The organism is Streptomyces sp. NPDC057302 (assembly GCF_042667685.1).
In the GTDB taxonomy this organism is placed as follows: domain Bacteria; phylum Actinomycetota; class Actinomycetes; order Streptomycetales; family Streptomycetaceae; genus Streptomyces.
Map to the genome: position 1 here is coordinate 37,699 of NZ_JBHUZJ010000031.1, position 13,096 is coordinate 50,794.

Genomic DNA, 13,096 nt, shown 5'->3' on the forward strand with positions numbered 1-13,096 from the left:
CTGTCAAGAACGGCACGTGCCGTGCCGATACCCTGGAAACATGACCACCGCCCGTCGTCGCGGCCCCGACCTCACCGAAGCCATCATGCGGAGCACGCTGGAGCTGGGGCAGGAGATCGGCTACGCGAAGCTCAGCATCGAGGCCGTCGCCGCCCGCGCCGGCGCCGGCAAGCACACCATCTACCGCCGGTGGCCCTCGAAGGGCGCCCTGCTGCTCGACTCGCTGCTTTCGCTCAACGAGTCGGCCCTGGACTATCCCTATACGGGCGACGTCATGGCCGACCTGCGCGAACAGATCCACGCGGCCGTCGACCTCTTGGCCGGGCCGTCGTTCAGGCCGCTCTTCCAGGCCCTGGTCGGCGAGACGCAGCACGATCCCCGGCTCGCCGCCGCCCTCAATGAGCGCTTCATCGCCCCGCAGACGGCCAAGACCCTCGCGCGCCTGCAAACAGCCCGGGACCAGGGCCAGGTGTCGCCCGCCTTCGACTTGGACCTGGCGATGGCGGTCCTGTCCGGTCCGCTGTACTTCCGGCTCCTGATCACACAGGAACCACTGACCCATCAGTACGTCGACAGGATCCTCGAAGCACTCTTCACGGGGATGGGGACAGGAGCGTGAAGGAGCCCTCCCTGCTGCCCTGCGCGCGGCAGAGGGGGGCTCGCCTCACCACCTCACACCTCAGCCGGAGGGCTCGTCCGGCACCGGCTTCTCCGCGTGACTCTCCAGGGCCTGGGATTCGCCGCGCCTGGCGGCGCCTCCCTCGTCCGTGTCGGGAACATCCGCCTTCGTGTCGGGGGCATCCGCCTTCTTGCCGCTGTCGGCATCGGCCTTGGCCACGTCCAGGTCCCAGGCGTCCGGCTCGCCCGTCGCCTGCTGGTCGGGCGGGTCCCTGGGAACGGGCGTGGTGCCGTCCTCGCCGGGCGCGGCAGGTATCCGATCACTCACGATGTCTCCTCCTCGGCCGTTCGGCCATCGGCTCCTGGCCGGAGCAGGTACCCGCGAACGGCTCGACGACACGTCGCGAGGACGGCGGCCGCCTGCGTGTTTCCGCTGTTCAGGTCGGGGCACCAGGCCGTGGTCAGGCCGTACGGAAACGTACGGCGCCCCCCTCGCGGTCATCGGCCCCACCGGGCCAACGACCGCACGTTCTGGAGGTGCCGTCATGCTGAAGGCCATCGCAGACGTACTCCGCGCCATCGGCGGAGCCATCGCCACCGTCGTCACCCTGCCCTTCCGGGCCGTCGCCCGGCTGTTCGGAGGAGCGTCGGACAGCGCGCACGGCCGCCACTGATCCCCCGGGGCGGGCCTGCTTTCACCCGCCCCGGCAGCAACATCTCAGTGGCTGCTGTAGTCGATCCAGGTGCTCGGTCGCTCGTTCTGGCCGGGGCCCGGTCGGCTGTAGTCGCATACGCCCTTCGGGAAGGTCCTGCGCAGCTGCGCCTTCTCCGTCCTGGTGAAGCGTGCCCCGTAGTCGCTGAAGTCCAGCGGTCGCAGCGCGCACTTGAGCGTGGACTCGGCCAGCGGCTCGCCGGCCCTCAGCCGCGGGTCCGCGCCGATCGGGTACTCGTCCGCGCAGGGTCCGCTCGCCGGGTAGGTCAGCGGCGCGTGGATGCGCTTCTCAGGGGTCAAGTAGCACCCGTCCGAGAGGTCGGTGGGCTTGTTCGCGATGACCTTCGCCTGCTTGTCGCGCGAGGATCCGTCGGCTGCGATGTTGGTCAGCCACCGGTCCATCGACTTCAGCACGTAGGCGTCCGCGGTCTGCGACTCACCCACCAGGTTCGGCTTGCTCTCGATGATCACCTGGTTGGCCGAGGTCCCGTTGGCCGCCCGCAGCCGCGCCCGGGTGATGTAGGACCACTGGGCGGTGTGGACGTCGAGCGGCACCTTGTCCAGGTAGACGCGGTTGTCGATGATCGGCGTGCTGCGCAGCCCCAGTCCCATGCCGTTGAGCAGATTGTTGCGGTAGGCCGCCTTCAGCGCCTTCGGGTCCGCCTGCGAACGCCGGGCCACCGGTGCGCCCTTGTCGTCGAATCCGCCGATGGCGGAGTTGAGCGCGACGAACTGGGCCGGGCTGATCTCCTTGCTCTTGAGCGCCTTGAGGCCGTACTGCACCCCGACGTTGTCCAGGGTGCTGCGCACGAAGCCCGTCTTCTTGTCGCGGCCGATCTGGTTGGCGTACGCCTCCATCAGCGTGCACTTCACGCCGCCCGGGTTGGCGGTGGCGTTCCACAGCGCCGTGGCGGGGATCGACTTGTCGCAGCGCTTGGTCGGAGTGCGCAGGTCGAGCGTCTGATCCGCGCCGACGCAACTGCCGTACTGGAGGAGTCCGGTCACCGCGTCCCGCTGCTTCGGGGTGAACGAGTTCCCGGCCCCGCCGAAGTAGCGTACGAGCAGTTTGCAGTCGGCGGCGAAGCCCTTCTCCGCCGTGAACGGATCCGGGAAGCCGACCGTGGGAATGATCCCGTCCAGGATGCCCGGGTAGGAGTCGGCGATCATGAACTGCTGGATGCCGCCGCCGGATCCGCCCCAGCCGATGGTGTGTTTCACCGGTCCGTAGGTCTCGACGAAGTGCTCCTTCACCATCATCGCCGCCTCCGCCGAGACGGGGATGTTGCAGTTCGTCTCCAGCACGTTGAGGGTGGAGGAGGCGACCGCGTAACCCTGGGACAGGAAGGTGTCGTTGAGTACGCCGCCGGTCTGCGCACCCTGGTGGTGACCGCCCGAACAGCCGCCGCCGAAGCTGTAGACCAGCCGGCCGTTCCAGCTCTTCTGCCGCTTCAGGGGCGTGGGATCGGTGCCGTCGTAGAGCGCGGCGGTCTCGTAGACGGCGCGGTTGATGGTGCCGGTCTCGACGCGGACGATGTAGGGCACCTTCCGGCCGCCCACGGTCGCGGTGGCGAGGTCGGCCGGGCGCTGGTCCGGGTCGGCGAGCGGGGCGAACTTGCCCGCCTTGCTGCGGTACTTGTAGCCGACCTTGCTGGGCGCGGAGCAGTGCGGCTGTTCGGCGGGTGCGAGGCCGAACGCGGTCGTCTCGCAGTAGAACGGCATGGCCTGCTGACCGGAGAAGACGGGCCCGGTGGTCCGGTGGTTGGTCAGGGTCCGGGCCGTCGTGCGGCCGTCCGCCTCGGCGGTGACGCGGTTGCGGCCGTTCTTGAGGTCGTCGACGAGACCGAGCAGGGTCCCGTCGGCCTGCCGCTCAAAGCCTTTGGCCGTACGCCCGTTGACCTTCACCCGCACCGGGCCGTCCTTGCCCGCCGTCGTGATCCGCAGGAGCGCGTCGCCGCCGCTGGTCAGGCCGCGGTCCGGGGTCGACGCGACAGCGATGCGCGGTGGCGGCCGATCCCGGTCCGCGCCCGCCGCCGTACCTCCCGGTGTCAGGGCCGCCGCCGCCATGACGGCGCAGGCGAAGGTCACGGCGCTGCGGAGTTTGCTGCGCATATGTGGTCCTCTCAAGTCAGGTACATGACATCTGGGCTATGGGAGTACGCCGGGTTGGCGGGCGGGCCGGCGCCGGAGCTCTGGCGGCCTGGGCCAGGGTGAGGGCCCAGGCCGCCCGTCCGTTCCGTCAGTTGACCGAGCGGTCCTTGTCCTTCCAGTGCGGCCGCCGCAACTCGCGCTTGAGGACCTTGCCCGCGGGCGAGAGCGGGAGCTCGGTGACGAACTCCGCCGTGCGCGGGGCCTTGTAGCCGGCGATCAGCGTCTTGCAGTGCGCGCGCAGTTCGTCGGCCGTGGCCGTGGCGCCGGGCGCCAGGGTGATGACGGCGTGGACCCGTTCGCCGTAAGTGTCGTCCGGGACGCCGATGATGGCGCAGGAGGCGACGGCGGGATGCTGGGCCAGGGCGTTCTCGACCTCGGCCGAGTACACGTTCTCGCCACCCGTGACGATCATGTCCTTGATGCGGTCGACGATGTAGAGGTAGCCGTCCTCGTCCATGTACGCGCCGTCGCCGGTGCGGAACCAGCCGTCGCACAGCACCGCCGCGGACTCCTCCGGCTTGTCCCAGTAGCCGCTCATGACGTGCCCGCCACTGAGGACCACCTCCCCCACATCGCCGCGCGGCAGCTCCGTCCCGTCGGGGCCGACGACCTTGACCTCGCAGTGCGGTGCCGCCCGGCCCGCGGAGCGCAGCCGGGCTCCGTCGGCATGGTCGGCACCGGTGAGCAGCGTGGCGACCGGCGCCACTTCCGTCATCCCGTACGCCTGGGTGAAACGGGCCGCGGGGAAGGCGGCCATGGCCCTCTTGAGCAGCGCCTCGGGCATCGGCGAAGCGCCGTAGATGAAACTCTGGAAGCCGGACAGGTCGTAGTCCTCGCGGTCCGGATGGTCCACCAGCATCTGGATCATCACCGGGGGCAGAAGGGCCGTGGAGACCTGGTGGCGCTCGATGGCCCGCAGCGCGGCCACGGGTTCGTAGGCGGGGATGACGACGTGTACGCCACCGACGAGCATCTGCATGTTCCAGGCGGCCAGGGCCGCGAGGTGGAACAGGGGCGCGGCGTGCAGCATCCGGCCGCCGGGCACCGCGACCTGCCCGCCCGCCTGGCTGCCCAGGGAGGAGACGATCATGTTGGCGTGGCTGAGCATGACGCCCTTGGGGAAGCCGGTGGTGCCGCCGGTGTAGAAGACCCCGGCGAGCGTGTCGCCGCCGTGCCGGCCGTCGGCCACCGGATCGGCGCCGGCCAGCAGGTCCTCGTACGACAACAGGCCTTCGGGCAGGGGCTGTTCGCCGCAGTGCACGATGACGTCGAGGACGTCACGCAGCTGCTCGACGAGTGGGGCGAAGGTGTCGTCGACGAACAGGACGCGGGTGCCCGACTGTTCCAGGGAGTAGCGGATCTCGGGCCCCGCCCAGCGGATGTTCACCGGGTTGACCGCGGCGCCGATCCACCAACTGGCCATCAGGTACTCGAGATAGCGGTCGGAGTTGAGGGCGAGCATGGCGATGCGGTCGCCCGGCTCGATACCGAGCTCGCGCAGGGCTCCGGCCAGCCGGGCGATGCGCCCGGCCGATTCGCGTACGGTGCGCGTCCGGTCGCCGAAGACGGTGAACGGGGCGTCGGGGGTCTGCTGGAGCGCCCGTTGCAGGGCCTGGGTCATGTACATGGCCGTTCGTCCTCCAGTGAGCGTGCGATGAGCTCCTTCATGACCTCGTTCGCGCCCCCGTAGATCTTCTGGGCGCGGGCGTCGGCGTACATCCGGGCGATCGGGTATTCGCGCATGTAGCCATAGCCTCCGAAGAGTTGCAGGCAGCGGTCGATCACCTGGCACTGGACGTCGGTGAGGTACCACTTGGCCATCGACGCGGTGGCGGCGTCGAGTTCGCCGCGCAGATGGCGCTCCACGCACGAGTCGGCGAAGACCCGCCCGACCCGTGCGAGGGTGGCGCACTCGGCCAGCTCGAAGCGGGTGTTCTGCAGCTTGATCAGCGGTTCGCCGAACGCGCGCCGCTCCTTGACGTGGGCGACGGTCTCGGCCACCGCCCGCTCGGCGACGGTCACGGCCATCACGCCGATGATCAGCCGTTCCTGCGCCAGCTGCCGCATGAGCTGGGACAGGCCGCGGCCTTCGGCGCCCAGCAGGTTCGCCGTAGGTACCCGGACGTCGTCGAAGAACAGCTCGGAGGTGTCGGCGGCGTGCATGCCGAGCTTGTCGAGCACCCGGCCGCGCCGGATGCCTTCCGTCACGACGATCAGCGAGAGGCCCTCGCCGGTACGGGCGGCCACGATGACCAGGTCGGCGGACCCGCCGTTGGTGATGAACGTCTTCGATCCGCTGAGGACGAAGTCGTCGCCGTCGCGCACCGCCTTCGTCCGGATGCCGCGCAGGTCGGAGCCCGCGCCCGGCTCAGTCATCGCGATGGCGCCGACCAACTCGCCGGAGGCAAGGCCGGGAAGCCACCGCTGCTTCTGCTCCTCGGTGCCGTAGGCCAGCAGATAGTGGGCGACGATGCCGCTGTGCACGAAGTTGCCCCAGCCGGTGTCACCCGCCCTGGCCTGCTCCTCGAACACCGCCAGGTCGGCGTCGAAGTCCGCGCCGCCCCCGCCGTACTCCTCGGGGATCGAGCAGCACAGCAGCCCCAGCTCGCCCGCCTTGCGCCACACCTCGCGATCGACGAGTTGGTCGGCGTCCGGCGTGACCTGGGCGGCCAGGAACTTGCGGGTGGTCTCGCGCAGCAGGTCCAGCTCACTCATAGCCGCCACCGCACACCAGCACCTGACCGCTGACGTAGTCGGACTCCGGCAGGCACATCAGATAGACCGCGCCCGCCGCCTCCCGCGTCGTTCCGCCCCGGCCCAGCGGGATCGTGCGGGCCATCGCGGCGAGCAGGTCGGGGTTGACCCCCACCTTGATCTCCTTGCCCTCGACCTCGATCTCCCCCGCCCCCGAGGTCAGCCGGGTCTCGATCAGGCCGAAGGCGACGGCGTTGACGTTGACCCGGTAGCGGCCCCACTCCTTGGCCATCGTCTTGGTCAGCCCGACCACGCCCGCCTTGGCGGCGGAGTAGTTCACCTGCCCGGCGTTGCCGCCCAGGCCCGCGATCGAGGAGATGTTGACGACCTTGCGATGGTGGGCGACCGGATGCGTCTTGAGATACGGCTGCGCCGCCCGCAACAGCCGGAACGGCGCCTTGAGGTGGACGTCGAGGATGGCGTCCCACTGCTCGTCGGTCATCTTCTGTACGACGTTGTCCCAGGTGTATCCGGCGTTGTTGACGATGATGTCAAGGCCGCCGAACGACTCGGTGCAGACGCCGACGATCCGCTCGGCGAAGCCCTCCTCGGTCACGCTGCCCGGGCAGGCGACGGCCTGTCCGCCCGCCTCCTTGATCTCGGCCACGGTCTCCTCGGCGGGTCCGGCGTCGAGGTCGTTGACGACGACGGACGCGCCCTCCGCCGCCAGCTTCAGCGCGATCGCACGGCCGATGCCGCGGCCCGATCCGGTGACGATGGCCGCACGGCCACTGAGCTTGCTCACAGATCTCCTTCGATGATCGCGCTGCCGCGCAGGGTGACGGTGCCGTCCTGGAGCGACACCACGAGGTCCAGGTGGGTCAGTCCGTCCTCGACCTTGACGACGCTCGCCTCGCACACGGGCTCGGCCAGGACGGGGGTGATCGAGGTGAAGCGGACCTGGTAGGAGCGGATGCGCCGCTGCGGGACCAGGTCGGTCAGGAGGCGCCCGAGTTGGGCCATGGAGAGCATGCCGTGGGCGAAGACGTCGTCGAAGCCGGCGTTCCTGGCCGCGTCGAGGTCGATGTGGATGGGGTTGTGGTCGCCTGATGCTCCCGCGTACAGGGCGAGCGTGGTCCGGCTGACCGGTGGCAGTTCGAGCTTCACGGGGTCACCACCGTCGTCGTGCTGAGGTTCGCGATCGGCGTGCCGTCCCTGGTGACCTCGGTCGTACGCACCAGGAAGCGCAGCGCCTTCTTGGTGTAGTCGGCGGCGAGTTCAGAGCTGAAGCTCAGCTCGTCGCCCGCGTAGGCCAGGGCGTGATAGACGAAGCTCTGCTCGCCGTGCAGCACGTTGCCCAGGTCCACGCCGAGGTCTTCGAGGTAGCCGAAGGAGTCGGCCGCCTCCTTCATCTCCTGGCAGAACAGGTAGGTGGGCGGCACCGGCAGATCCCGGTGGCCCGCCTTCCTCGCCGCCTCGACATCGGTGTAGACGGGATCCTGCTGTCCGGTCGCCTGGGCGAAGAACAGCAGGTCGCTCCGGTGGATCATGAAACCTTCCCGGGCTTCTCGTAGAGGGTGACGACGCAGGCGCCGCCCAGTCCGATGTTGTGCTGCAGCGCGAGCCGGGCCCCGTCGACCTGGCGTGCGTCCGCCTGCCCCCGCAACTGCCAGACCAGTTCGGCGCATTGGGCAAGCCCGGTGGCGCCCAGGGGGTGGCCCTTGGAGAGCAGACCGCCGCTGGGGTTGGTGACGACACGGCCGCCGTAGGTGTTCTCACCGTCGAGCACGAACTTCTCGGCGGTCCCCTCCGGGGTCAGGCCGAGCGCTTCGTAGGTGATCAGCTCGTTGGCGGTGAAGCAGTCGTGCAACTCGACGACGGGAATGTCGAGGGGGTCCACGCCGGATGCCTCATAGACGGAATCGGCGGCGCTCTTGGACATTCCGTACCCGACGACCTGCATCATGTCGCCGCCCTCGAAGGCGGCGGGCCGGTCGGTGGTCATCGCCTGGGCCCTGATCACCACGTCCGCGGCCAGGCCGTGCCGCCGTGCGAAGTCCTCGCTGCACAGCACGGCCGCCGCCGCGCCGCAGGTGGGCGGGCAGCACTGCAGTCGGGTCAGCGGGCCGTAGATGTGCGGGGAGGCAAGCACCTCCTCCAGCGTGACCTGCTCGCGGAAGACGGCGTAGGGGTTGTTCGCCGCGTGCCTGCGCGCCTTGACCGAGATCCGCGCGAACGTCTCGGGCCGGGTGCCGTAGCGCTCGGCGTAGGCGCGGCCCGCGCCGCCGAAGAACTGGGCGGCGAAGGGTGCCTGTGCGTCCGTTCCCTGGATGTCGGTCATGGTGTCGGTGCCGCGGGCCAGCGGCGCGGGCCGGTCGTCCCAGAAGTTCTTCAGGGCGCCCTTCTGCATCTGCTCGAAGCCGACGGCCAGCACGCAGTCGGCCGCCCCGCTCTCGATCGCCTGCCGTGCCAGCCAGAGCGCGCTCGAACCGGTGGAGCAGTTGTTGTTGACGTTGACGATGGGGATCCCGCTGAGCCCGACGCCGTAGAGGGCGGCCTGGCCGCAGGTCGAGTCGCCGTACACGTAACCGGCGTAGGCCTGTTGGACCTTTTCGTATGCGATCCCGGCGTCGGCGAGAGCGTTCCTCGCCGCCTGTGCGCCCATCACGTCATAGGAGTCGCTCGCGCCCGGTTTGGCGAAGGGCACCATGCCCACGCCGAGCACCCGCACACTCATATCTACCTCTTCCAGTGGCTAACGTGGATTAACTTAGAGGTGCGGATCGGGTGGTGCAAGGGCTGTGCCGCGATGGGTTTTCTCGTACTGGGATCATGGATTCGCAGGGATGAGTCATCCCGGGAGGGGGTTCGAGCCGACACTCAGGATGCGAACATTGGCTACTAGGATTTAACTTACGAACGCCGTGGAAGTCGCTGCACGGCGGCGTGCGAAGCCCTGACGCGGGCCGCGGCGAAAGCCATAAGTGAAGCTGCGCTAGCCTGACCCCATGAGCAGTCGGCCTGTCAGACGCCCCCGGGACCGCAGAGAGACGATCATCAGGAAGGCTGCCGAGCTCTTTCACGAGAAAGGCTTCCACGGCGTCTCCCTGGCGGAGATCGCCTCGGCGGTCGGCGTCTCGGCGCCCGCCCTGTACCGGCACTTCACCGGCAAGCCCGACCTGCTGGCCAAGGTGCTCTCGGACACCTACGACCGCCTCCAGAGCGTGGCCGACACCGCCGACAGCGCGGAGGACGCGTTGCGCGGCCTGGCCGAAGTCGTGGCCGAGCGCAGGGAGCTCGCGGTCCTGTGGCAGCGGGAGGCCCGCCATCTTCCCGAGGAGCGCAGGGGTGAGACCCGGCAGCAGATGCGCGACCTCGGCGCCAGCATCACCCTTCTGCTCCGCCGCGACCGGCCGGAGCTCACCGAAGCGGGAGCCGACCTGCTGACCTGGGCCGCGCTCAGCGTGGCCGTCAGCCCGGGTCATCACCGCATGTTCTGCTCGACGGCCCGGCTTCGGGAGCAGATCGCGGAGCTCTCGGTCACGGTGCTGCGCCACGGCGTCGTACTTGACGACGCGCCGGCCACCCCGGCACCCGCCAGGGGCGGCGGGCTGGCACCGGCCTCACGCAGAGAGGCCCTGGTCGGCGCGGCCACCAAACTGTTCGGCAGCCGGGGCTTCCACCAGGTCAGCCTCAACGACATCGGAGCGGCCGCGGGCATCGCGGGGCCGAGCGTCTACAAGCACTTCTCCAGCAAGGGCGAGATCCTCTTCGAGCTGCTGAACCGGGGAGCGGCGTCCCTGCAACTCGGGATGACCCGGGCCATGTCCACCGCACGCACGCCGGAGGAGGCCCTCGACGGGCTCGTGCACGGCTACGTGGAGATGTGCAGCGAACACACCGACCTGATCGCCGCGTTGGTCACCGAGGTGCTCCATCTCCCCGACGACCAACGCCATACGATCCGCCGCGTCCAGCACGACTTCGTGGCCGAGTGGGTCGAGCTCGTCGCCAAGGTCCGCCCCGAACTGGACCAGACCGACGCCCAGTTGACCGTGCACGGCGCGCTGGACATGATCAACGACGTACTTCGGATCAGCCGCTTCCGCGCGCGCCCCCGCCTGGCCGAGGAACTGACCGGCCTGTCCCACCTGCTGCTGATGGGCCGCTGACGCGGCGGGGGAGCCGACTCACGCCGCGTCAGTGCGCCGCGCTGATCCTGATCCCGGCCGCCGCGCCCTCGCCCCGCACGGTGAGCGTCCCCGGGCCTTCATGGCGTACGCAGTCGAGACGGCCCAGCGCTGTCTCCTGGCCGTCAGGTCCCGCGACGGCGATCCCCTCGGTGACGGCCATGACGAGCAGCGTCTCGCCCGCCGCGCACTCCATCTCCGCCTCCTGCCCGGCGGCGACGGTGAGGATCTGTACGTCTCCCCTCGCCCGGCCCCTGCGGGTCATCACGTTCATGTCGCGCACCGCGCCCGCCTCAAGGCGGCAGTCCGTCACCGCGTCGCCGGAGAAGGCGAAGGGGTCCAGCGGCCCGACCGGTCGCTCGCTCCCGTCCACGGTCAGGACCATGCCTTCGCCCTCGACCAGGGTGATCACGCGGTCGATCCCGGGAAAGGGCGAGAAGGGGCCTCCCGCGTCCACGTCCGCGACGCTCACCCGCCAGTCGAAGCCGTCCGCGGGCTCCTCGGTGTCCCGGGGCGCTCGCACCGAGCCCGATGCGACCTCCCGGGTCGTACCGCCGCCGTTCTTCCACGGCATGCTGCGGTAGTCGCTCCAGCGCAGTACGTCTCCGGCCATCCGACGCCGCCTCCTTCTTGTCCCGTCGTGATCCCACGAGCGCCCAGACCCATGATCATCAAGTCGGAGGTCAGCCTACGTGCCGACCGGAACCGGCGAGCGGCGAGCGGGCGACCGTGCGCCTCACCCGGCGGACAGAGTCCCGGGCGCACGGTGAGGAACTCGGCCCGGTCTTTCGGAACTTGCCGAGTCCGAGGCGGTTTTCCGGCCGCTTTTGACCCGGCCGCGGGGTCGCCCGCGCGGCCGAGGCCGCAGTCGCGCAAAGTACTCCCTATGACGACACCCGCAGAGTCGCTCCGGTCCCTCGCCCGCACGCGGGCCTCGCTCGACGGCGAAGAAGTCACGTACTGGTGGTCCGGGGACGTGTACTCCTGGGCCCCCGACGAGCCCTACCAGCGCATCTTCGGCTTCGAAGGGCTCAACGTCGCCCGCCTGGTCCAGGACGCCGAAGCAGGCCCGGACGCCTACCAACTGCTCACCCGCGAGGCCGCCTTCTACCTGGATCCCGTCACGCGCGAGATCCTGGAGACCTGGCAGGACCTGCCGGTGGTGCACATATGGAACGACCCGGCGAACCAGAAATGGCGCCCCTTCCCCGTCCCGACGACCGAGCTCGGCGGCCAGGTCTGCTTCAGCCTGGAGATCCCGCTCGCCTACCCCTCTCCCCTGCCGGTGGCCGAGTACCCCCTCAACTCGGCCGGGGACACGTACAAGGCCCTGGAACTCTTCCAGTTCTTCGCCGACCGCGCCGACCTGGCCGGTCCGGCACCGAGCGTCCCGGCCACCATGTCGTGGACCCGGATGTCCCCGTGGCTCCCGTGGATGGCCCGCGGCCAGCGGCCCGGCGGCCTCACCTATCACTGCCGGGGCCGCAAGCTCGGTTCGTACGCCGAGGTACCCGAGCGCACCCGTGACTACATCGCCGACCACCATCCCGAGTTCGCCCAGGCCCCGGAGAAGTGGAGCGAGCCGAACGAGACCAGCTGGACCTACTTCCGCAAGCTCCACCCGCCGACATAGCCGACGGGCCGCCTCGGCCCAGCGGGAGCCCGGCGCCTGCGCATCCCTGCGTCCACAGCCCGGAAGCCCCCAGCCCATATTCACCCACAAGGGTGAATTACCAGGAGCCAGAACGATTCTGCACGCGGTGGCGTTCCTACAGTGGTTGGAGTTGCCCCAGCCCCCGGCGACCCGCCGATGATCACATCATCTCCCCCGCTGATGTGGGGACCGTCGCCTCGGGAACCGTCATGACCATCACAGACCGGCGAACCACTCCGAACCTGGGCCAACCTCTCCCGCTTGCGGAAGCAGCACCTCCCGCCTGCTCCTTCGTCCGCACCTACTCGCTGGACACCGTCACCGTCGTCGAACTCCGCGGCACGCTCGATCTGGCCACCGCGTCACATGTCCGGGCACATCTGGATGCCGCTGCCGCCCCGCAAGGAGCGCGGGTGGTCGTGGACATGCGGCCGGTGGAGTTCTTCGACTGCACCACCCTGGGACTGCTCTGCCGCACCCGCCGACGCGCGCGGGCGTCGGACGGGCTCCTGGTCGTGGTCTGCGCCCGGCCCTGGCACCTGCGGATCCACACGGCGGCCGGACTCCACCGGCTCCTGCGGCCGGTCGCCACCCTGGAGGCCGCTCTCACCCAGGCGAGCCAGTGGCAACGCCCGACGACGCCACGGCCCTCCGCGCTCTCCCAGGACTGGTGAGGCCGCCGGCGCCTGGGGCCGCGCCCGTCCGAGCGACGCAGCGCCCGGCAGATGTCAGCGGGCGCGGCGGATCCGGATCGGACCGCGCGCCTTTGCCGGGTCGACGGCGTGTCCGGCCTGGGTGATCTCCACCTCGCCGGCCGTGACCAGACGCCGGGCCGCGCGGCGCGCCGGTTCCATCAGCGCGCGCCAGCCGTCGTCGTCCTGCGCGTACACCGCACGCGCGGCGTCGGACGGGCAGATCGTCGCGTCCGGGGCACGGCTCTCCAGCAGCTGCAGAATGGCTCGTTCCAAGCGCCGGTCCATCTGCCGTTCGTCGTCCGTCACCGCGCCAGTGTCGCACCGGCGCAGTGACCGGAAGGGGATCCACTACGCCGACCGGCGTGTGCGTGGCGGGCCGGCGGCC

At 69.9% G+C, this 13,096-nt stretch carries 15 protein-coding genes; 5 read left to right on the forward strand and 10 right to left on the reverse strand.

Annotation, left to right across the window (positions count from 1 at the left end):
* The first annotated feature begins 40 nt into the window (after positions 1–40).
* Positions 41–619, forward strand: coding sequence for a TetR/AcrR family transcriptional regulator (locus tag ACFUPX_RS22120; protein ID WP_383325063.1), 579 nt, complete (start codon positions 41–43; stop codon positions 617–619).
* A 60-nt stretch (positions 620–679) separates the two neighbouring features.
* On the opposite strand, the gene ACFUPX_RS22125 is transcribed toward ACFUPX_RS22120, so the two are convergent.
* Complete coding sequence (locus ACFUPX_RS22125; RefSeq protein WP_383325066.1) at positions 680–946, reverse strand: hypothetical protein; 267 nt, start codon at positions 944–946, stop codon at positions 680–682.
* 217 nt (positions 947–1,163) lie between these two features.
* Here ACFUPX_RS22125 and ACFUPX_RS22130 point away from each other — a divergent pair, with 217 nt between their 5' ends.
* A complete protein-coding gene (locus ACFUPX_RS22130; RefSeq protein ID WP_383272786.1) occupies positions 1,164–1,292 on the forward strand; it encodes an LPFR motif small protein in 129 nt (42 codons plus the stop codon).
* 44 nt (positions 1,293–1,336) lie between these two features.
* On the opposite strand, the gene ACFUPX_RS22135 is transcribed toward ACFUPX_RS22130, so the two are convergent.
* The 7 genes from ACFUPX_RS22135 to ACFUPX_RS22165 form a co-directional block, all read right to left on the reverse strand.
* Positions 1,337–3,439, reverse strand: coding sequence for a DUF6351 family protein (locus tag ACFUPX_RS22135; RefSeq protein ID WP_383325068.1), 2,103 nt, complete (start codon positions 3,437–3,439; stop codon positions 1,337–1,339).
* Between the two features lie 127 nt (positions 3,440–3,566).
* Positions 3,567–5,105: a long-chain fatty acid--CoA ligase gene (locus ACFUPX_RS22140; protein WP_383325070.1), complete on the reverse strand. Its 1,539-nt coding sequence runs from the start codon at positions 5,103–5,105 to the stop codon at positions 3,567–3,569.
* Positions 5,096–6,193 carry an acyl-CoA dehydrogenase family protein gene (locus ACFUPX_RS22145; RefSeq protein WP_383325073.1) on the reverse strand — a complete coding sequence of 366 codons (1,098 nt, stop codon included), beginning with the start codon at positions 6,191–6,193 and terminating at the stop codon, positions 5,096–5,098. Before ACFUPX_RS22145 ends, ACFUPX_RS22140 begins: the two co-directional genes overlap by 10 nt.
* On the reverse strand, positions 6,186–6,977 hold the full coding sequence (locus ACFUPX_RS22150) for an SDR family NAD(P)-dependent oxidoreductase (RefSeq protein ID WP_383325076.1): 792 nt from the start codon (positions 6,975–6,977) through the stop codon (positions 6,186–6,188). Before ACFUPX_RS22150 ends, ACFUPX_RS22145 begins: the two co-directional genes overlap by 8 nt.
* The gene (locus ACFUPX_RS22155) at positions 6,974–7,339 is read right to left on the reverse strand and encodes a MaoC/PaaZ C-terminal domain-containing protein (RefSeq protein ID WP_383325079.1); all 366 of its coding nucleotides are present in this window, start codon (positions 7,337–7,339) and stop codon (positions 6,974–6,976) included. Before ACFUPX_RS22155 ends, ACFUPX_RS22150 begins: the two co-directional genes overlap by 4 nt.
* Complete coding sequence (locus tag ACFUPX_RS22160) at positions 7,336–7,722, reverse strand: MaoC family dehydratase N-terminal domain-containing protein (protein WP_383325082.1); 387 nt, start codon at positions 7,720–7,722, stop codon at positions 7,336–7,338. Before ACFUPX_RS22160 ends, ACFUPX_RS22155 begins: the two co-directional genes overlap by 4 nt.
* Positions 7,719–8,909, reverse strand: coding sequence for a lipid-transfer protein (locus ACFUPX_RS22165; RefSeq protein WP_383325084.1), 1,191 nt, complete (start codon positions 8,907–8,909; stop codon positions 7,719–7,721). The genes ACFUPX_RS22160 and ACFUPX_RS22165 overlap by 4 nt, the downstream gene beginning before the upstream one ends.
* Before the next feature lie 271 nt (positions 8,910–9,180).
* Here ACFUPX_RS22165 and ACFUPX_RS22170 point away from each other — a divergent pair, with 271 nt between their 5' ends.
* Positions 9,181–10,344 (forward strand): TetR/AcrR family transcriptional regulator, encoded by a 1,164-nt coding sequence (locus ACFUPX_RS22170; RefSeq protein ID WP_383325087.1) that lies wholly within the window; start codon positions 9,181–9,183, stop codon positions 10,342–10,344.
* Positions 10,345–10,372: 28 nt separating this feature from the next.
* On the opposite strand, the gene ACFUPX_RS22175 is transcribed toward ACFUPX_RS22170, so the two are convergent.
* Complete coding sequence (locus ACFUPX_RS22175) at positions 10,373–10,975, reverse strand: HutD family protein (protein ID WP_383325090.1); 603 nt, start codon at positions 10,973–10,975, stop codon at positions 10,373–10,375.
* Between the two features lie 273 nt (positions 10,976–11,248).
* On the opposite strand from ACFUPX_RS22175, the gene ACFUPX_RS22180 reads away from it, so the two are divergent.
* Together ACFUPX_RS22180 and ACFUPX_RS22185 are read left to right on the forward strand one after the other, a co-directional pair.
* The gene (locus tag ACFUPX_RS22180) at positions 11,249–11,995 is read left to right on the forward strand and encodes a DUF1838 family protein (protein WP_383325093.1); all 747 of its coding nucleotides are present in this window, start codon (positions 11,249–11,251) and stop codon (positions 11,993–11,995) included.
* Between the two features lie 230 nt (positions 11,996–12,225).
* A complete protein-coding gene (locus ACFUPX_RS22185; protein ID WP_383325095.1) occupies positions 12,226–12,690 on the forward strand; it encodes an STAS domain-containing protein in 465 nt (154 codons plus the stop codon).
* A 54-nt stretch (positions 12,691–12,744) separates the two neighbouring features.
* Here ACFUPX_RS22185 and ACFUPX_RS22190 read toward each other — a convergent pair whose 3' ends face one another.
* Positions 12,745–13,017, reverse strand: coding sequence for a DUF3253 domain-containing protein (locus tag ACFUPX_RS22190; RefSeq protein ID WP_383325098.1), 273 nt, complete (start codon positions 13,015–13,017; stop codon positions 12,745–12,747).
* Between the last annotated feature and the right edge of the window lie 79 nt (positions 13,018–13,096).